This is a genomic window from Candidatus Galacturonatibacter soehngenii (genome assembly GCF_008830185.1).
GTDB classification, from domain to species: Bacteria; Bacillota; Clostridia; order Lachnospirales; family Lachnospiraceae; genus Lachnotalea; species Lachnotalea soehngenii.
On the sequence record NZ_WAGX01000008.1, the window covers coordinates 328038 to 349078 of the forward strand.

General features: G+C 34.9%; 16 protein-coding genes and 1 pseudogene. 14 read left to right on the forward strand and 3 right to left on the reverse strand.

What is annotated here, in order from left to right:
- Positions 1 to 201: 201 nt before the first annotated feature.
- The 6 genes and pseudogenes from F7O84_RS18670 to F7O84_RS18695 all read left to right on the forward strand — a co-directional run bounded on the left by F7O84_RS18670 (position 202) and on the right by F7O84_RS18695 (position 6433).
- A pseudogene (locus F7O84_RS18670) lies at positions 202 to 812 on the forward strand (sugar O-acetyltransferase).
- Between the two features lie 108 nt (positions 813 to 920).
- A complete protein-coding gene (locus tag F7O84_RS18675) occupies positions 921 to 1604 on the forward strand; it encodes an HAD-IA family hydrolase (RefSeq protein WP_151148595.1) in 684 nt (227 codons plus the stop codon).
- 55 nt (positions 1605 to 1659) lie between these two features.
- Positions 1660 to 2112 carry an 8-oxo-dGTP diphosphatase gene (locus tag F7O84_RS18680; RefSeq protein ID WP_151148596.1) on the forward strand — a complete coding sequence of 151 codons (453 nt, stop codon included), beginning with the start codon at positions 1660 to 1662 and terminating at the stop codon, positions 2110 to 2112.
- A gap of 24 nt (positions 2113 to 2136) precedes the next feature.
- A complete protein-coding gene (locus F7O84_RS18685; RefSeq protein ID WP_151148597.1) occupies positions 2137 to 3009 on the forward strand; it encodes an SPL family radical SAM protein in 873 nt (290 codons plus the stop codon).
- 174 nt (positions 3010 to 3183) lie between these two features.
- A complete protein-coding gene (locus F7O84_RS18690; RefSeq protein ID WP_151148598.1) occupies positions 3184 to 3708 on the forward strand; it encodes an Rrf2 family transcriptional regulator in 525 nt (174 codons plus the stop codon).
- Complete coding sequence (locus tag F7O84_RS18695) at positions 3695 to 6433, forward strand: YhgE/Pip domain-containing protein (protein ID WP_151148599.1); 2739 nt, start codon at positions 3695 to 3697, stop codon at positions 6431 to 6433. The genes F7O84_RS18690 and F7O84_RS18695 overlap by 14 nt, the downstream gene beginning before the upstream one ends.
- A gap of 24 nt (positions 6434 to 6457) precedes the next feature.
- Here F7O84_RS18695 and F7O84_RS18700 read toward each other — a convergent pair whose 3' ends face one another.
- A complete protein-coding gene (locus F7O84_RS18700; RefSeq protein ID WP_192451832.1) occupies positions 6458 to 7387 on the reverse strand; it encodes a LysR family transcriptional regulator in 930 nt (309 codons plus the stop codon).
- A 146-nt stretch (positions 7388 to 7533) separates the two neighbouring features.
- Between F7O84_RS18700 and F7O84_RS19080 the strand changes: the two genes are divergently transcribed.
- The 4 genes from F7O84_RS19080 (at position 7534) to F7O84_RS18715 (ending at position 10494) form a co-directional block, all read left to right on the forward strand.
- Positions 7534 to 7671, forward strand: a complete 138-nt coding sequence (locus tag F7O84_RS19080; protein ID WP_192451833.1) for a hypothetical protein — start codon at positions 7534 to 7536, stop codon at positions 7669 to 7671.
- 78 nt (positions 7672 to 7749) lie between these two features.
- Positions 7750 to 8949 (forward strand): sodium ion-translocating decarboxylase subunit beta, encoded by a 1200-nt coding sequence (locus F7O84_RS18705; RefSeq protein WP_151148601.1) that lies wholly within the window; start codon positions 7750 to 7752, stop codon positions 8947 to 8949.
- A gap of 296 nt (positions 8950 to 9245) precedes the next feature.
- A complete protein-coding gene (locus tag F7O84_RS18710; protein ID WP_151148602.1) occupies positions 9246 to 9527 on the forward strand; it encodes a hypothetical protein in 282 nt (93 codons plus the stop codon).
- Positions 9528 to 9543: 16 nt separating this feature from the next.
- The gene (locus tag F7O84_RS18715) at positions 9544 to 10494 is read left to right on the forward strand and encodes a DUF1848 domain-containing protein (RefSeq protein ID WP_151148603.1); all 951 of its coding nucleotides are present in this window, start codon (positions 9544 to 9546) and stop codon (positions 10492 to 10494) included.
- Here the strand turns inward: F7O84_RS18715 and F7O84_RS18720 are convergent.
- Positions 10472 to 13855 carry a glycoside hydrolase family 2 TIM barrel-domain containing protein gene (locus F7O84_RS18720; RefSeq protein ID WP_151148604.1) on the reverse strand — a complete coding sequence of 1128 codons (3384 nt, stop codon included), beginning with the start codon at positions 13853 to 13855 and terminating at the stop codon, positions 10472 to 10474. The genes F7O84_RS18715 and F7O84_RS18720 overlap by 23 nt on opposite strands.
- Positions 13856 to 13909: 54 nt before the next feature.
- Positions 13910 to 14773, reverse strand: a complete 864-nt coding sequence (locus F7O84_RS18725) for an AraC family transcriptional regulator (RefSeq protein WP_151148605.1) — start codon at positions 14771 to 14773, stop codon at positions 13910 to 13912.
- Between the two features lie 393 nt (positions 14774 to 15166).
- On the opposite strand from F7O84_RS18725, the gene F7O84_RS18730 reads away from it, so the two are divergent.
- The 4 genes from F7O84_RS18730 to F7O84_RS18745 all read left to right on the forward strand — a co-directional run bounded on the left by F7O84_RS18730 (position 15167) and on the right by F7O84_RS18745 (position 21032).
- Positions 15167 to 16123 (forward strand): ABC transporter permease, encoded by a 957-nt coding sequence (locus F7O84_RS18730; RefSeq protein WP_151148606.1) that lies wholly within the window; start codon positions 15167 to 15169, stop codon positions 16121 to 16123.
- Between the two features lie 15 nt (positions 16124 to 16138).
- Positions 16139 to 17011 (forward strand): carbohydrate ABC transporter permease, encoded by an 873-nt coding sequence (locus tag F7O84_RS18735; protein WP_151148607.1) that lies wholly within the window; start codon positions 16139 to 16141, stop codon positions 17009 to 17011.
- A gap of 55 nt (positions 17012 to 17066) precedes the next feature.
- A complete protein-coding gene (locus tag F7O84_RS18740; RefSeq protein ID WP_151148608.1) occupies positions 17067 to 18758 on the forward strand; it encodes a type 2 periplasmic-binding domain-containing protein in 1692 nt (563 codons plus the stop codon).
- 105 nt (positions 18759 to 18863) lie between these two features.
- The gene (locus tag F7O84_RS18745; RefSeq protein ID WP_151148609.1) at positions 18864 to 21032 is read left to right on the forward strand and encodes a glycoside hydrolase family 3 C-terminal domain-containing protein; all 2169 of its coding nucleotides are present in this window, start codon (positions 18864 to 18866) and stop codon (positions 21030 to 21032) included.
- The last annotated feature ends 9 nt before the right edge of the window (positions 21033 to 21041 follow it).

Consider the following 21041-nt stretch of genomic DNA (forward strand, 5'->3'; position numbering starts at 1 on the left):
TCTTATAGAGCCACTTATTTGTGCTTGAACAGGCAGAACTTACACTGATTACAATGCTGTCTAAAACGAGAAAGAATTTACAACTCCTCCTCCCGTGCTTTGTAGTGTAGCTTCTTGAAGTTATTATTTCACGGAAGTAAAGGTTTGTGAATACTTTCATTACTATTTGTGCCGCCGCTTGGCGGCGGAATGGAGATTACAATGAATCAAAAAGAAAGAATGTTAGCTGGATTACCATATAAAGCATGGTTAGATGGACTAAGTGAGGAAAGAACAAGCAATAAAATAAAACTATTAGAGTATAATTCATGCATCCAAGTGACAATGAAAAACGAGATAAGTTAATTCGAAGTATATTAGGAAAGGCAGGTCCAAATGTTTATCTAGAAGCACCCTTTTATTGTGATTATGGATACAACATTGAGGTAGGAGACTGGTTTTTTTCGAATTATAACTGTATTATTTTAGATGTAGGAAAGGTTACAATTGGTAATAATGTAATGTTTGCACCGAATGTTTCCATCTATACAGCAGGCCATCCAATCCATCCAGACTCCAGAAATTCTGGCTATGAATATGGGATTCCTGTAACCATTGGAGATAATGTTTGGGTAGGAGGAAATGTTGTAATCAATCCAGGTATTACGATAGGAAACAATGTTGTAATTGGCTCAGGTAGTGTGGTGACAAAGAATATACCAGATAACATGATAGCAGCAGGAAATCCTTGCAAAGTCATTCGAGAAATCACAGAAGATGACCGTAAATATTACTTTAAAGACAAGGAATTTGATGTAGATGATTATATCTAATTAAAAGGACAAAGATGTGTTCATAATAGGTAGTTTGATAGATTGGAATAGGACAACACTTATGCTATACTGTAGGAGAAAGACAGAAGGAAAAAGAGGTAAGTTTACATGAATTACGAAGGAAAGAACTACAAATACTTTTTATTAGATTTTGATGGTACGGTAGCAAATACTGGAATTGGTATTACAAAGGGTGTTGCCTATGCTTTAAAACATTATGGAATTGAAGTAGAAGACCTTAATACATTAACCGATTTTATTGGTCCGCCACTTAATGAATCATTTCAGAAGTTCTTTGGATTTTCAGCAGAACAAGCCGATGAAGCAGTGACAATATACAGAGAATATTATGCTCCTTACGGCTTATATGAAAGTGAACTTTATGAAGGTATCATTGATTTGTTACAACAAGTAACAAAAGCAGGTGGAAAACTTGTGTTAGCAACATCAAAACCAGAAGAAAGTGCAAGAAAGCTTTTAGAACATTTTAAAGCAGATGCTTATTTTGAATTCATTGCAGGCGCTAGTTTTGATTTAAAAATGCATCGAAAAGGAGATGTCATTCGATATGCGATGAATACAGCTAACATACCAAAAGAGCAAGCAATTATGATAGGAGACCGTTCACAAGATGTCATAGGTGCAAAGGAAAACGATTTACCATGCATAGGTGTATTATATGGATTTGGTGACCAAGAAGAACTAGAACATGCTGGGGCTGATTATATTGTTGAGAATATGAAGGAACTTACTAATCTTTTGCTAGCGATGTGTGATACTAAGAAAGCATAAATGATGTGAGTAGCAAAGGTCTGTAACCAAAGAGGTTATATTAAGGAGAACAGGTATGTCTAGAAGTGAAAAAGTAATTTTAACGGTACTTTGTATGGTTTATGAAGATGATCAGATATTGTTGCAAGATCGTGTGAAAGGGGATTGGCAAGGGCTCACATTCCCAGGTGGCCATGTGGAGAAAAAAGAATCCTTTGTAAAGGCAGTAATAAGAGAAGTTTATGAGGAAACTGGTCTTACCATATATCATCCTAGAATTTGCGGAATCAAACAGTTTCAAACCAAAGAAGAAGAACGTTTTGTGATTGTTTTATTTAAAGCAAATCAATTTTCAGGTGTGCTAACGTCCTCAGAAGAAGGTGAAATGCAATGGGTAAATAGGAAGGACTTATCACAGCTTCATCTTGCAGAGGATTTTATGGAGTTACTACAGATATTTGACTCAGAGGATTTAAATGAATTTTATTACAAAGAGGAGACAATGGACTGCGAGATTTGCATCTATTAATGAAATGAAATAAGGGGTAGAAACATGCATGAAGTGTTAGCAAAAGGAATTTTGTCAACAAGCAATGGAATGAATATATATAGAGGATGCACTCATGGCTGTATTTATTGTGACTCCAGAAGTCTTTGTTATCAGATGAAGCATGACTTTGAAGACATTGAAGTGAAAAGCAATGCAACTATATTATTGGAAGAAGCGTTAAAAAGAAAACGTAACAAATGCATGATTGCTACAGGTGCTATGACAGATCCATATATACCATTGGAGAATAGGCTACAACATACGAGAAGATGCCTTGAAATTATAAATGCATACGAGTTTGGTGTTGCCATACATACCAAATCGGCAAATATCCTAAGAGATATTGATGTGCTTAAAAGCATTAATGAGAAGTCAAAATGTATCGTTGAGATGACGCTAACTACCTTTGATGAGGAGCTTTGTAAAGTGCTTGAGCCAAGAGTATCTACAACAAAAGAACGATTCAAAGCTTTAAACGTTTTGCGAGATTGTGGAATACAAACCGTTGTATGGTTATCTCCTATTTTGCCATTTATTAATGACACAAAAGAAAACTTATTAGGGATTTTGGAATATTGCAAAGAAGCAAAGGTATATGGAATTATCTGTTTTAATATGGGGGTAACGTTAAGAGAAGGAAATCGAGAGTATTTTTATCAGATGCTAGATAAGTATTTTCCTGGATTAAAAAAACGCTATATGGACGTCTACGGCAATTCTTATGAAATCGTAAGTCAAAATAATAATCAATTAATGAATATATTTTATAAATTCTGTAAAGAAAATCACATCGTTTCAGATGTTAATACTATTTTTTCCTATATGAGAGCATATGAAGATAAGCAATACAAACAGATTGAATTTAGGTTTGATTAGAAATGAATAATATAATTGTGCAATGTGATGAATATTAGTTCGCAAATAGCAAAAAAATTTACTTGCAACGAAAAATGAAAGTAGTATAATTCAATCATGGATATCAGATATCTATAATGGATACAAGATATCTACAAAACCGTATTTATATTGATAGGTAGGAGGTGAAAAACGTTGAAGCTTACAAAGGGATTTGAACAGGCGGCATGTATTATTGTTTTATTGGCGACACAAGACCCAAATATTCCACTGACTTCTTTGGAGATTAACAAACGATTAAAATGCTCCCCAACATATTTACGAAAAATAATACGTAAACTAGTCGTATCCAAATTAGTTAATTCTGTTTCAGGCAATAACGGTGGATTCACATTGGCAACCAGTGCCGAAAACATTAATTTACTCCAAGTAGTAGAAGCCTTAGAAGGACCAATAGAAACGTTTTCCGATACAGAACTTATCAGTGAGGTATTCAAAGAATTTCCTTTCATTACAGACCATGGTACTGCAATACTCAAGAATGCATTTGCACAAGCCGATCAATTATGGAGAGATTCGCTAAAGAAAAAAACGGTTCATCAGCTGATTAAGGAAGCTGTAGGAGACGAAAAGGTTTCTCTATACAACTGGAATCATTCAGCCGAAAAAAGAGATTTGTTAATTAGAAAGGTGATGAATTCGATTCATGGAAATGATTAAAAAAGAATGGCAAGCAATTTTTAAGAACAAGATATTATTAATTTCTTTTATTGTTATTTCTTTTATCCCCATTTTGTATGCTTCTTTCTTCCTAAAATCTGTTTGGGATCCATATGGAAAGACTGGGGAATTACCAGTAGCAGTAGTAAATGAAGATAAAGAAGTAAAATACAATGGCAAAACACTAAGTGTAGGTCAAGAACTTGTTGACCAACTCAAAGAAGATAAGAATTTAAACTGGCAGTTTGTCTCGTCGAGCGAAGCACAAAAAGGATTAGAAAATCAGGACTACTACATGATTGTAACAATTCCAGAAAATTTTTCTGAAAATGCGGCTACCGTTATGGATGATAATCCACAGAAAATGAATATTGAATATGAAACAAATGGAGCACTCAATTATCTTGGTGAAGTAATTGGAGAAACTGCAATGAAGCAATTAAAAAGCGAAGTTTCTAAGAAGGTGACTGAGGTTTATGCAAAAGCTATTTTTGAACAATTGTCTGAGATAGGTGATGGTTTTGCAAAAGCGGCAGATGGTGCATCACAACTAGATGATGGTGCGAATGAATTAGCAGATGGTGGTAAGACTTTAAATGATGGTTTAAAGACATTGGCAGAAAGTACAATCACATTTAGCGATGGGGAAAACACATTCAGTTTGGCACTTGATAAGTACTTGGCAGGAGCGGTTAAATTAGATAATGGCCTAGGTGAACTAAAAACAGGTGTGGATACTTTAGGTGAAAAAGTACCTGAATTAGCAGATGGTGTTGATCAGCTTGATTCTGGTTCTACCAAACTATCACAAGGAATCAAGGATTATACAAATGGCGTTTCTAAAATAGCAGATGGAACAGATACATTAGCAAGTAATGGAGCGACATTAAAAACTGGAGTAAATACTCTTGTCACAAGCCTAAGCGATGGAACAGAGCAGTTAAAAAGTGGCGCAGAACAAATCTTGGCAGGTTTGACACAAATGTCTGACCAGCTTGGAACGCAGATAGATGGAAGTAAGGCACAGTTAGATGCTCTAAATCAGGGATTAACTAGCATTAATCAAGGGTTACAAGACCTAAACGACGCTTTAAATGCTGGAGGCTCCTCCGCAGCCGATTTATCGCAGGTTGCTGGAGCAATTTCGCAAATTGAACAACAAGCAGAAGCAATTGAAGCGAAGGTATCAGCTAGTACACAGATACAGGATGCAGTAAAAGCAACATCACAGTGGGATAGTATTTCAGCTGATGAACAGCAAGAGATACTAGATGCTCTTGATAGTATATCTGCTTCAAATAACACAGAGATTTTGCAAGCGACTGGTACAATTAAAGGATATGTGGGAGCTTTAAATACCGCAATGTCTACTCTTTCTAGCACATTAACAGAGGCAGGAAACTCTGCAAATACGTTATCAGCTACAATTCAACAGCTTGCAACAGGTTCAGCAACTGCCCTACCAGGTGCAAAGCAAGCTATTACACAACTTTCGGAGGGACTTACAAGTGTCAAGACTGCATTAGATGGACAATTGATACCAGGTATGTCGCAACTTGAAGGTGGAATAAATAGTCTGCAAAGTGGTTTAAGTACTGGTTCAGCAAAATTAAGTGAAGGTATGAATTCCTATATTGCTGGAGTAGAAAAAGTAAATGAGGGAGTTCAAAAATTAAATGATAATTCGGGTCAATTAAATAATGGAGCTTCACAATTAAGCAAAGGGCTTGGTACGTTAAATGAGAATGTACCGACTTTAAAAGATGGGGTAGAGCGATTAGTAAGCGGTACCGCAACAATGAAAGCTGGAAGTTCTGAATTAGTAGGAAATAATGCAGCATTAATGAGTGGTCAGTTAAAGCTTGAAGATGCATCCAAACAGTTAAACGACGGTTCAGAAAAATTAGCAGATGGAAGCAGTACTTTACTAAATGGGTTAAATACATTAAAAGACGGAAGTGGAGAATTATCTTCGGCTCTAAGTGAAGGGTCAGAAAAAGTAAACGATGTGCATACCTCTGATAAAACAGCCGAAATGATAGCACAACCAAATGATATTTCACAAGAAAAATACAGTGAAGTGCCTAACTATGGTCATGCACTTGCACCTTATGTATTATCATTGGCTTTGTATGTAGGATGCTTGGTATTTAACTTTATTTACCCAATAAGAAAGATTGCAGTAAAGAACAAATCAGCCTTTGAATGGTGGATGAGTAAAATATCAGTTGGACTTGTTGCAGCCACTGCAATGGCATTCGTCGAAGGAAGCATTATGCTTGCTCTTGGACTGAAAGCGAATCATATGGTAGAGTATTTTATTGTATCATTGGTATCTGCGTATGCTTATATGTTCCTTATTATGTTCCTTGCAATGGCATTTGATAACCCAGGAAGATTTATCGCAATGGTATTATTAATTTTACAACTTGCAGGTTCTGGCGGAACATTTCCAATGCCACTTACAGGCAAATTCTTCCGCTTTATTCATCCATATTTGCCAATGACACATTCGATTTACGGATTTAGAGAGGCAATTAGTTCGGGGCTTGGGAGAAGCACATTTATTGATAATTCGTTTATCTTATTAACAATAGCAATTGTTGCTCAAATTCTATTATTTGTTGCAATGAAGTTACTAAAGAAATATCACAAAGATGGTTCCTCTCAATTAGACGATAATCAAAAATTATTAGACGATCATTACGATTATAGTTTTCAGTAAGAGCCAACAATAAGGGAGAAAACGTTAAGTTTCCTCCCTTATTACATGCTCGCTTTCACAAGTGTAGTTAGATATATTTTTTCGTACAAACTCAATGAAACTTTTAACCGTAGCGGAAAGAGCCTTGTTCTTATTATAAATTAGGCTGTAAGGATAATCGATATTAGAAACAGTAAAATCAAGTTTTTTAAGAACACCAAATTGCAATTCATGCTTAACTGCTACGTAAGGAAGTAGTGATACACCAAGGTTAACGCTTACTGCTTTTTTGATAGCATCGACATTTCCTAGATACATATTAATATTTTCAGGTATATTTAAATTCTCTACAAGGCTATTATAATAAGTATATAGTTGCGAATCAGTATTGTGAACAACAAATCTTAAATCTTTTAATTCTTTGCTGGTAAGCTGATTCATTTCACAATACGGGTTTTGTGGTGATGCAACGATAACTAAATAGTCAGAATATAACTTCTCGACAAAGATTTGTTCGTGATAGCTGCAATTTCCACCATTGATAGCAATATCTAAAGTTCCATTATTAATTAGTTGTGAGATTTCAGAAGTATTACCAATGTGAAGATTAAATTTTGTGCTCGGATATAGTTTCTGGAATTCACCAATCAATTCGGGAAGAATATAAGAACCAGGCGTATTACTTCCACCGATGTTAAGGGTTCCACCTATATAGGTTTGAGCATCCAAGATAGCTTCTTCTAATTCCTCCACGATATTAAATATCTTGTTTGTATACTCTCTTAGTAACATCCCATTCTCACTTAAATAAATTTTATTTCCTATCTTATCAAAAAGCTTAAGACCAATCTGAGCTTCTAACCTTTTGATTTGCACAGAAAGAGCAGGCTGACTGATGTGTAATATTTCAGACGCCTTCTTATAGCTTTCATATTTGGCAACCGTATTAAATATTTCTAAGTAATGTAAGTCCATAATAAAAAACTCCATTCTTGTTATTTTTAAAGCATAACTTCTGTAAATGATAAGCATACATATTATGTATTTGATAATCGTGGAGTAAATTGTTAGTATGAAGTTAAGAAGAATACTACAACACGATATAATAAAGGAGGATTTGTATGTTAGCTAGTTTAAGTGTACCATTTGAAGTAATGGGAATTGGTATTGTTGTGTCTTATGGAATTGCATTTTTAATAAGAGTATTGTTATCATGCATTCGTGTCTTTACAAAAAATCAAGAAGGAAAGAATCAATAAGTAGCACTAGATTAAGGCAACATGGCAACATCTAGGTTTATTATACTACAAACGCTTATAAAAAGTTAGGGGATTTGTATGAAAGTTTTAGACTTGTTTCAAGGTATTAGTACAATGTTTGTGCAAGAACCAGAAATTGTAATATTTCGTTTTGTTTTGATTTTTCTGGGTTTTTTGTTAGTCTATTTAGGCAGAAAAGGTACATTAGAACCTCTTATTATGATTCCAATGGGATTTGGAATGTCTGCGATAAACACGGGAGTTTTATTCATGGAAGATAATCAAATTGGCAATTTGATTATTAATCCATTACTAACGAGCACAGATGATTTGATGAAATATATGCAAATTAATTTTTTACAGCCAATCTATACGCTAACCTTTAGCAATGGTTTGATTGCATGTCTGGTTTTTATGGGAATTGGTATATTATGTGACATAGGGTATGTTTTGGCGCATCCATTTATCAGCATGACAATTGCTTTGTTTGCAGAGCTTGGGACGATAGTAACGTATCCAATTGCTAAATTAATGGGACTTTCCGATGGAGCAGCAGCAGCGGTATCTATCATCGGCGGTGCGGATGGACCAATGGTATTGTTTGCCTCATTAAAGCTTGCACCAGAATACTTTGTCCCAATTTCTATTGTGGCATATTTATATCTAAGCCTAACATATGGCGGTTATCCTTATCTGATTAAACTATTTATTCCAAAGGAATTAAGAGGAATCGTAATCATTGATAAAAAGCCAAAGCATAACATTACATCGAGTGAAAAGTTAATTTTTGCGGTAATTGCTAATGCAATTCTTTGTTTATTATTTCCTGTTGCAGCTCCGTTATTTCTAAGCTTTTTTATTGGAATAGCAATTAGAGAATCGGGAATCAGTAAGTATATCAGACTCATTGAAGATGGTTTCTTGTATTTTGCAACATTTTTTCTTGGACTTATGCTTGGAGTATTATGTGATGCCAGTACGTTATTAAATCCAGTTGTATTAAAACTTTTAGTTCTTGGGATGCTCGCATTGGCATTATCAGGAATTGGAGGAATAATAGGTGGATATGTAATCTATGTCATTCGAGGTAAAAACTTTAATCCTGTTGTTGGTATTGCAGGCGTATCTTGTGTTCCTTCTACAGCAAAGGTGGCACAAAAGGAAGTACAAAAGGTAAATCAAGCCTCCTTCATTTTAGATTATGCGCTTGGAGCAAATATATGCGGAGTTATTACAACTGCAATTATAACAGCGATTTATATTACTTTATTACAATAAAATAATCTAATCTAATCAAGTAGAAAACCTGTGCAAATCTGTGCAGGTTTTTTTCTGCTGTACCACGGCAGGAACCGTAATCACCTAGCAAATAGCACTAAATGATTCAATTATAACAACAGTCGGATTCTGTCAAAATACAACAAACTAAATAAGTAGACTAGTATTACAGGAGAATATGGATATTTTGCTAATTCTTCCCAGATTGTAGAAAGATAGTATATAATAAGAGAAGAGTGTTAAGAGTGATAGAACATTCTTCTCTTATTTTCGTAATTTTAATAAGGAGTGTGCTTATGAATACATATAAAGTGACAGATATTTTCTCCTATTTGCCGGATCAAGTTATAAATTTAGAACAAATTGAACAAGCTTTTTTCGATAGTTTAGTGGAACAAAATAATATAAGAATTGATGGATATGATATATCTGTGTATTTTACAAAAGAATCACTACTTACAGAAGATATGCTTGAAGTGGAAGAAATGTTGATAGACGAAAAAAAAATGGTGGCCTATATTGGATATAATAATAATATTTTTGCTATATTGGGTTATGTAATACAAAAAAAAGTTTGAGTAGAGGGGGAGAACAATGATTTTAAGTGTAAGTAGAAGAACAGATATTCCATGTTTTTATTCCGAATGGTTTTTCAATCGCATGAAAGAAGGGATAGTGTATGTAAAGAATCCAATGAATCCTAAGCAGGTAAGTGAAATACTTCTTACACCAAAGTTGATAGACTGTATTATCTTTTGGTCTAAGAACCCAGCCCCTATGCTAAGTCGACTGGATGAAATAAAGGATTATACATATTGTTTTCAATTTACCCTAACAGGATATGGCAAGGATTTAGAGCCAAATCTTCCAAATAAAAAAGAAATCATAATACCTCTCTTTCAACAACTAGCTACGCAGATAGGAAAAGAAAGAATGATTTGGAGGTATGATCCTATTATAGTGACAAATCAATATAGCGTTTCCTATCATATGAAAGCATTTGAGCAAATCGCACAAAGTCTAAGAGGATATACCAATAAGGTAATCATAAGCTTTTTAGATTGGTACGTGAAGATGAAAAGGAATATGCAAGAGATTCAAGTGCATGAAATAACGCAACAAGATATAGAATGTTTAGCAAGTCATTTTGCCGCAGTTGCAAGAGCCAATCATATGAGAATAGAAACCTGTGCCGAAGAAATAGATTTAACTTCATATGGAATAGAGCATGGTAGTTGCATTGATAAACAGTGGCTTGAGCAGGTACTAAATGGTAAGTTAAAGGGACAAAAAGATAAAAATCAAAGAAAAGAATGCGGATGCATGGAAAGCATTGAGATTGGAAGCTATCACACTTGTATCAACGGGTGTAAATATTGTTACGCAAATGATAGCTTTCAAAAGGCTGTCACTAATTATAAAAACTACAATCCCAACTCACCTATCCTATGCCAAGAAGTAAACCCAGAGGATAAGATTACACAAAGAAAAATAAAATCCCTAAAAGAAAGTCAGCTTTCCTTTAGTGGAATTGAAACCATTTAAAATCAAAATTACTTCCAGGTAAAAAGACAAACGTCACTGTTTGCACGCCGTAGATTGGTGATACGTTAAAACTTTGTTCTTCATAGTCTTTTGTATAAGCAAACTCTGCAATATCATAAGCATCACCGTCTTTGCCATGAAAGCGAATGTGAATGGTATTTTTATCAATGGGACTATGTCCACAGATTGTAAGGGAATGAACCCCACACTCTTTAAAGTCCATGTTTTGAAATTCGAAAGAAACATTATTGCCAATACCCTCTACGCAGGTTTCTTTTCGAATAAAGGTATCACCATAGATGTAATTGGCCTCTGTAGCATATAATTTCTCAAATGCTTTTTCTATTTTGGTGAAAGAAAAGCCTTTGATATGAATCTTATGTTCTACCTCGATAGAAAGTGATGTTACCCCAGTTAAACGTTTGTTTAGATGGAATGTCTCCTCTTGATAAACATTCCATATCGATTGTTTGTGATAACAAAAAGAACCAAGAAACCTTCCTTTTTGCTCTAACGTATGCCCTTCATAAAAATTGATGATTGTACTTGCACTTTCCAGTTCAAATATTGGAATGGTCAGGCAATCAGAGCCATAATCACCAAAATCTAGGTTTTCATATGTAAGTATCGTTTTTTGTTCTCTAGCTGTTGCAACGCCACGTTCATTTCCGTTACTCACTTCTCCTTCAAAAGAATCAAATAAAGAACCAGAAATAAATTCATATGGATTTTGCGTCAGAGATCCGATTCCATCAATGTGAAACTCCAAAGAAGAAATAATGTCTGCATGTTTTTTATCGTTTTTACAGCTTGCACGAAGACGAAAATCACCATCTCCATGAGCAGTTAATAAAAGCTGTGTACCTGAACTGTTTATTTTTTCAAAAGAGGCAAGCTTGATTGGAACTCCAGCATCATTGGTTATTTGCCAGGTGATGTCTTTGAAGGTTGCATAATTAGGATATAGCTTTGCTTCTACTTGTAAAGAGGTTTGCTCCTTGGTAAACTGTTGCCCTTGTTTTGCCAATATCTCTATTTTTCTTACTGGAACTTCGCTTGTCACTTTGCTTTCCTTGCAAGAAAGAAGAGAGGATACAACAGGAGTAGAGGGACTTAAAACTGAGGTTAATTCTAACTGGGCAGCCATTAAACATGGTGAGGTTACGTTCACCATAATTTTACCAGATGTAAGTGTGGGTGCAACAATCGCTAAGAGTTTTCCGTTAAACAAGCGTCTAGATGTTCCTTTATAGGAATCGGTGTCGGTGCTGTCTCCATTGTCAAGCCCAACGAGCCTACCTTCTCCTTCTACCTTTACAAAGACACGATTATTTGCATTTTCTACGAATCTATCATCCAAATCTTTTGCTTGTATGGTTATAAAAATCAAATCCTCACCGTTTGCAGTCGTTTCAATCTTATCAGGTGTAAGCAAAAGAGAGGTCGCATCTTGAAAGGAGTACTTGTCATCTCTAGCTATCATCTCATTTTCTTCATCATAGGCAATGGCATAAAGGTGTCCCTTTTGATAGGGAATTTGATAATCGGCAATTAGTTTGCTTCCCGTTTGGTGCTCTAAGCATTGCACTCCTTTTGAGATTCCGTTAAGGAATAATTCGACTTTGGGGGCATTGGACATAACTCTTACATCGATGAGTTGATTCTCATTAAAATCCCAATAAGGAGCAATGTGTATCATTGGATTTTCTTTGTAATGAGTCCATGCGGATTGATAAAAATAAAAGGAATCCTTTGGAAAACCAGCCGTATCAATTTGCCCAAAGTATGAATTTCTAGTATGATATGGAGTCGGTTCCCCAATGTAATCAAATCCAGTCCATATGAATTGGCCCATAGAAAAAGGCGTATCACGTTCTGCTATAATACATGCCTCCATGCTTTTAGCACCCCAACTAGTCGCACTATTTCCCAATGCGGAACATTGCTTGTCATCATCGGATAAAATAGGTTCTTTCAATGGAAAGTGATAGATACCACGGCTTTGAACAAGGGAGGAGGTTTCGCTTCCATATATCATCCAGTCCGGATGCTCGTTATGATCGTTGTGATAAAGTTTTTCAGCATAATTATATCCGATTAACTTGATGATATCAGCACATTTTCTTGCATTTTCCCAAGGCATATAATTCGAACCCATAGTTATATGAGCATTTTTTCGTGGGTCATGCTTTTGCGTCTCTTCTATTAAATATCTGGTTAGTTCTGCGCCATGTAAGTCCACATGTGTATCATAGATTTCATTTCCAATGGACCACATAATAACAGAGGGGTGATTTCGATCCCTTCGAATCCAGCTTTTTACATCCTTTGCGCTTTCTGATTTAAAAAAGCGTGCATAATCATAGGGTGTCTTTGCACGTTCCCACATATCAAAAGCTTCATTGATGACCAAGATACCCATTTCATCCGTAAGGTCCAATAATTCTTGGGCAGGCATATTATGAGAAAATCGAATGGCATTTACGCCCATTTCCTTTAATAAGTTAAGTTGTCGTTTAGCTGCACTAAGATTAAATGCGCTGCCAAGAGCGCCAAGATCGTGATGCTGACACACTCCATTTAGTTTTATGTGTTTACCATTCAGGAAAAAGCCGTTCTTACAATCAAAGAGCAATGTTCGTACCCCGAAGCGATTTTGAATGCTATCTATCAAGCAATCTTTACTTATAAGTTCCGATTGTAATGTATAAAGATATGGGTTTTCTAATGTCCAAAGAATGGGAGAGGGTATGTCAATCCATTGATTCGAGACAAGATGGGTCATAAGCACAGTTCCAGACTGGTCTATTAATGTGTGAAGTACGTTACCAAAGGTAGGCTCACTAAGTTCATGGGTTACAATAAATTGAAACCCATTTTTTGTCTTTCTAGTTGAGATATAGATTCCGTTTGAAAGGAAGTGGTGATTAGGATAGTGCTTAAGCCATACATTTCGATAGATTCCTGCACCAGAATACCAGCGACTATTTGGACTTTCATGCTTAACTCTTAGCATAATTTTATTTTCGCCAGGAATTAAAAAATCTGTAATTTCATACTCAAAAGAAGTATAGCCATATTGCCAAGTACCAACTTCTTTTTGGTTGATAAACAACGTGCTGTTCATATAGACACCGTCAAAGCAAAGAGATAAATTGCTATCTTTTTGTGGGTGATAGGTAAAAAATTTTTGATACCAACCTTCTGAATTCTCATATAAGTCATCTTGGTAAATAAGCCAATCGTGAGGAATATCTACGGATTGCCATTGAATATCATCTTTGTCCATCTCGGATAAAGTGCGTCCAAGATTTTGCTTTGAGAATTTCCAATTGGTATTAAAGGGGTGTTTTGTGCTCATAATTCTCCTTTCTTTTACTATCTCATAATAGTTGACATTTATGTGATGCTAGATTCATTGTTCACGTTGTAAATTACGATATTGCGTTGGAGTACATTTGTTAATCGATTTAAATAGTCGATTAAAAGTTGCCAAGCTACCAAAGCCTGACTGGAGTGAGATGTCGACAATGGAGGAGTTTGGCATAGTAGTAAGTAATTTTTTTGCATGGGTAATGCGAGAACGGTTTAAGTAATCATAGTAGGAATAGTTTGTAAATTGCTTAAACAAGCGAATAAAGTGCGATTCACTAAATCCGCTCAGAGCAGCCAATTCCTTAATTCCGATATTTTCTGTACAATGCTCATCGATATAGTTACAGATATCAAGAAATTTACTTACGTATTTATGGGATCTGGTGTTTTTAATATTTACAATATCAATCGGAAGATTTGTTTTGTTGCGCCCTGCAATTACAAGTAACTCCAAGATGGATGCATAAAGTGAAGCATATTTTAAATCTGAATTACCAGAGTATTCGGTATAGATATTGTCCATTAGCTGATTCATCCGTTCTTTATTTTTTCTGGAATCATCAGTGTAAAGGGCATAAGGATAGAACATAGAAGCCAAAGCTTCTAATCCTTTTATATTTGAAAAAAGAGGTGGCTCTATCAAAAGGATATATCGTTCTCCTGTTTCAGGAGCAAACAACTGATGCAATACACCAGGTGATATAAATAAGATATCGCCTGGATTAAGAATAATAGTGTTCTCCTCGATTTTAACTGTATAAATATTTTCAATTGGCATAATAATTTCAATCGCAGGCTGCCAATGGATAGGATAATCCTCAAAAGAGTTATTATAGTAAAAACGAATTGACATGTTTTCATCATATATTATAGTTTCTCGAATGCCATTTAAGACTTCAATCATTGTTACATCTCCTAATTTACATTTTAGTTAAATATCAAATAATATCAATGTAATCAAATATAATCAATTACAAAAAAATAATAAATGTGGACAAGATATACAAAATGCACAAAAAAAAATAATAAAAGAATTTTTTATGCAACTTTAGTATATTTTAAAGGAATATTATGGATAAAGTATAAATCCAAATATGTAAAATGTAAATACAAAATGATAATAATTAATTAATTATTATAAGAAATGATAATATATGATTATAAAATGCTAGGGATTGAGGGGAATCTAAAGACGTAGTGCACTATAATACAAATTATAAGAAAACAAAATTATACAACTTGACGAAAGCGTTGAGTCATATCGCGATAGTAATATGAAAGTAGAAGAGGTGTTTAAATGGGAAAAGACAAAATAGAACTGACACAAACGCAACATAGTATCAAAAAATCACACTCATTACTAAAACATATTAAAAAGGAATGGAAGTTATATACGTTTCTCATCATACCAATTGCGTATTACATTATTTTTAAATACATACCAATGGCTGGAAACATAATTGCGTTTCGAAAGTATAAAGGTGGTTCCAACATATTTGGTACAACTTGGGTAGGATTTCGTTATTTTAATCAATTTCTAAAGGATGAATCGTTTTGGAAAGCATTTGCCAATACGCTGCGATTAAGTATTTCTTATATTGCAATCAGATTTCCTGCAACTTTAATTTTTGCTTTACTATTAAATGAGATGAAAAATCTAAAAGCAAAAAAATTTGTGCAAACTGTAAGTTACCTACCACATTTTATATCGCTTGTTGTTGTTTGCGGTATGATTAAAGAAATTGTTGGACTAACTGGACCAATTAATAGTTTTATTTCTTTATTAGGTGGAGAAAAAATTGCATTTATATCATTGCCAAACTGGTTTTCAACTATTTACATTACATCAGGTGTGTGGCAAGCATTAGGATGGGGAACCATACTGTATTTAACTGCAATGACAAGCATAAATATGGAACTATACGAAGCTGCTGCAATAGATGGGGCAGGAAAGTTGAAACAAGCACTGCATATTACAATACCAGGAATAATGCCTACTATTATGACTTTATTGATTCTTGATATTGGCGGAATCATGACTTCCACCAATATGCAAAAAGTTTTGCTTTTATATAATCCGTTAACACAAGAAAAAGCAGATATCATTGGTACTTATGTATATCGAATGGGTATTGCAGGAGGTAATTTCTCTTATGCTACAGCTGTTGGATTATTCGAAGGAATTATTGGTTTGATTTTAGTTACAACTGCAAACACGTTATCGAAAAAATTCACAGAAAGCAGCTTGTGGTAGAAGGGGGTTAGGAAGATGAAAGTAAAAGTTTCAAAAAGTAGAAAAGTATTTTTAGTAATTAATTTTATCGTAATGGCGTTAGTTGTATTTGTAACCCTTTATCCATTTATCTATTTAATTGCACAATCCTTTAGCTCTGATAGAGCAGTTGCGGCGGGAAAAGTTAGTTTTTATCCGATTGAATTTACTACTGCAACCTATAAATATGTATTAAAGAAGATTGAATTCTATCAGTTTTATGCCAATACAATTTTATATGGAATTTTTGGAACCATCATTTCAGTAGCTGCGACTGCGATTTTAGCGTATCCGCTATCAAAGAATCGATTGCGATTGAATAAATTTTTTATTCCATTTTGTATTTTTACCATGTATTTTTCGGGAGGTATGATTCCCAATTACATATTAGTAGCACAGTGGTTACATTTAAGAGATACAGTATGGGCAATTTTATTACCAGGGGCAATCAGTACGTTTAACTTATTATTAATGAAGTCCTTCTTTGCAGGCTTGCCTGAAGAGTTGGAAGAGGCGGCAGCAATTGATGGAATGGGAACATATTCTATTTTTACTAAGATTGTAGTTCCTTTATCAAAACCAATTATAGCAACCATGTGTCTGTTTTATCTTGTAGGACTTTGGAATGAATGGTTTGGACCCTTTATTTATTTGGACACAAAGAGTAAATGGCCAGTTGCTCTATGGGTAAGACAGTTAGTGGAAGGTGCGAATAATGTAGAACTTGGATCAGGGGCAGAAGAAAGTCAGATTACTACCACCATTAAATCCGCTTCTATGGTATTGACTTCATTGCCAATTATATGTGTGTATCCATTTGTACAAAAGTATTTTGTAAAGGGAATGACGATGGGAGCAGTAAAAGGTTAATGTGATTAAAAGCATAAGCTTTTGATAAATAATAGTAAGAAAGGGAGAAAATAATATGATGAAGAAAATGGCAGCAGCATTATTGACGGCGTCAATGTTGACTGGATTGGTTGGATGTGGGGCATCCTCAGAACCGACTACAGGAGTGCAAAACACAGATACTAAGAAAGAAGAAGCATCATCAACAACAGGAGGTGAGGATTACACCTATGGAGTAGACAAAACATTTTACTCACAAGAGCCTGTAAAATATTCGATGTTATTTAGTGATCACGAAAATTATCCTTATAAAGAAGATTGGCTTTTATGGAAGGCAATTGAAGAAAAAAGTAATGTTACGTTTGATTTGACTCTAGTGGCAAGAACGGATTATGAAGATAAAAAATCAGCACTTGTTAATTCAGGATCAGCACCTTACATCATTCCTAAGACATATGATGAAAGAGCTTACGTATCAAGTGGACAGATTGTTCCAATCAGTGATTGGGTACAATATATGCCAAATTATCAAAAATGCGTAGAAGATTGGAACATGGAAGGTGACTTAACACAAAAGTTAAGAGAAGACGGTAAATATTATGTGCTTCCAGGTATGTGGGAAGAACAAGGAGCTGGCTACTCTATCATGATACGTAAGGATATATTTGACGCTGCTGGTGTAGACATACAAGCGTTAGAAAAGGATTGGACTTGGGAAGGATTTTATGATGCATTAAAGCAAGTAAAAGAGTACACAGGTGCGCCATATGTATTCTCTGACCAATACCAAGGTGCTTGTACTCTTAACTTAGCAGGAATAGAATATGGAGTAAAAGCAGGACGTCAGGCAAATGGTAGTGACTGGGGACTTCAAGATGGAACTAAATTTAACTGGGATAAAAAGCAGTATGAATTTGTGGACACAAGTGATAATTTCAAAGAATTGTTAAAGTTTTTCAATAAAATGTATAAAGATGGTATTTTAGATCCAGAAAGCTTTACGCAAGAAGATGATATGGCAAAAGAAAAATTCTATAGAGGTGAGTCTTATGCGTATGCAGCAAATTTTCAGCAGTTAGCAGACAATCTTAAAAATGAAAAAGTGCAGGATAAAAACGCAGAACTTTATCTTGTAACGGTACCTGGAGGACCAGCAGGTAACTTAAGACCAGAATTATCAAGACTAGAAAATGGAATTATGATTTCTCAGAATGCTCTTGATGATCTTGGAGAAGAAGGCTTTATAAAAATGCTTCGTTTTATTGACTGGTTATGGTATTCAAATGAAGGTCAGACTCTTTCACTTTGGGGAGTAGAAGGAACTACATATACGGTAGAAGCAGGAAAAATTGTATTAAATCCTGACATTTATTTTAACGGCATTAATCCTGATGGAACCAAAAAGTTAAATATTGATTATGGATTTGGTGGTGGTGTATTTGCTTATGGCGGAACACAAGATCTTAGAACTTCTAAAATGACAGAGGAGGAAGTAAGCTATCTAGAACGCACCAATAGTTCGAGAGAACCACAAAAGATTGATCCTCCTATCCTTTCAAATGAAGATGAAGCAGAAGAGTTAGAATTAATCAGAGTTCCACTGACTGATTATATAAATACAATGACCATGAGCTTTATCACAGGAACTGCTAATCTTGATACGGATTGGGATGAGTATGTAAAGACTTGTGAAGCAAAGGGATCGACAAAATACATTGAGTTAGCAAATAAGATCTTTGAAAATAAAAAGAGCCTTCTTGGTTACTAATTGGTAGCATCTGGCTATAAAGCAATAATAAGGGTTCAAGCAAATGCTTTGAACCCTTACTTATATAAATAAAAATGAAAAATATGAGTAAGGATGGGTGATAACATGAGTGGTACACCATTTAACAAAAAGAGAGAACAATTTCTAGAACAGGCAAAAAAATTAGTAGAACAAATGACATTAGAAGAAAAAGTTTTTCAAACGCTACATAGTGCCCCAGCCATTGAAAGATTGGGAATTAAGTCTTATAACTGGTGGAATGAAGCACTACATGGCGTAGCAAGGGCAGGTGTAGCAACTTTATTTCCACAGGCAATTGGATTGGCAGCATCATTTGATGAAGATTTGCTAGAAGAAGTTGCGGATGTAATTTCAACAGAAGGCAGAGCCAAATTTAATATGCAGCAAAAATATAATGACACAGATATATATAAAGGTTTAACCTTTTGGGCTCCAAATGTTAATATTTTCCGCGATCCAAGATGGGGAAGAGGGCATGAAACCTATGGAGAAGATCCATTCTTAACTTCTAGACTTGCAGTAAAATTTATCAAAGCGATGCAAGGTGATGGAGAATTTATGAAAACAGCAGCTTGTGCAAAGCATTTTGCAGTTCATTCTGGCCCAGAAGATATCAGACATAGCTTTGATGCGATTGCTTCTATTCAAGATATGCATGAAACGTATCTTCCAGCTTTTAGAGCCTGTGTTGAGGAAGCGCAAGTAGAAGCAGTCATGGGAGCGTACAATAGAACCAATGGAGAACCTTGCTGTGGCAGTAAGACTTTGTTGCAAGATATTCTTCGAACGGAATGGAATTTTAAAGGGCATGTAGTAAGTGATTGCTGGGCCATTAAAGATTTCCATGAGCATCACAAAGTAACAAACAGTCCAGTTGAATCAGTTGCTTTGGCAATGAATAATGGTTGTGATTTAAATTGCGGAAACATTTTTATCTATTTGAAAAAAGCAGTGGAAGATGGTTTAGTAGAAGAATCAAGACTAGATGAAGCCGTTGTAAACTTATTTGTAACAAGAATGAAGTTAGGACTATTTGAAAAAGAAACAGAATTTGATCATATTGACTTTGAAGTAGTGGATAATAAAGATTATTGTAATTTTAACAAAGAAGTTTCCAAAAAAACAATTGTGCTATTAAAAAATGAAAATCATTTATTGCCGCTTCAAAAGGATAAGTTAAAAACAATTGGCGTAATTGGACCAAATGCAAATAATAGAAGAGCATTGGTTGGTAACTATGAAGGAACTGCTTCTGAATATGTTACAGTACTAGAAGGAATCAAAGAGTACGTTGGTGAGGATATCAGAGTGTTTTATTCAGAAGGCTGTCATATGCATAAAGAGCGTGTAGGCGGACTTGGATTAAGGAATGATAGATTAGCGGAAATAAAGGCGGTATGTGAAAAAAGTGACGTTGTAATTGCTTGCATGGGGCTTGACTCAGGATTAGAAGGAGAAGAAGGAGATCAGGGAAATGAATTTGCAAGTGGTGATAAGGCATCTCTTAAGCTTCCAGGCATACAAGAAGAAGTGTTAAAAGCAATTTATGAAAGTGGAAAGCCTACCGTATTAATATTATTATCGGGAAGTGCTTTAGCAATAAATTTTGCGGATGAACATATTCCAGCAATTATTCAAGGCTGGTATCCAGGAGCACAAGGTGGAAATGCAATTGCCGAGGTGTTATTTGGCGAGGCTTCACCAGAAGGTAAGCTTCCTGTTACTTTCTACAAATCAACAGAGGAATTACCAGAGTTTACAGATTACTCAATGAGCAATCGAACCTATCGTTATATGAAAGAGGAGGCTTTATATCCATTTGGTTATGGACTATCATATACAGATATCAATGTAACAAAAGTAATGGTAGATCAACAAGAAATCAGTAAAGACAATACGTTGGTATTTACTGCAACGATTAAGAATGAAGGACAAATGGCAGGTGCAGAAGCAATACAGTTATATATTAAATGTGAGAAAGAGGACGCACCAAACTTCTCTTTAAAAGGATTGAAAAAGGTACATTTACAACCAAATGAAGAAACACAAGTTGTCTTTACCTTGGATGCAACTGCATTTGGCTTATATGATGAAGAAGCGTACTTAAAGTTATATAAAGGAAATTATCAGGTTTATATAGGTACATCACAACCTGATCAAAGAAGTATGAAATTAACAGGGAAAAAACCGATTTCCACAATCGTGAAATGTTTAAATGATGAGGTGTTATATCATCCGTCTATCTACGAATAGGAGAGTTTT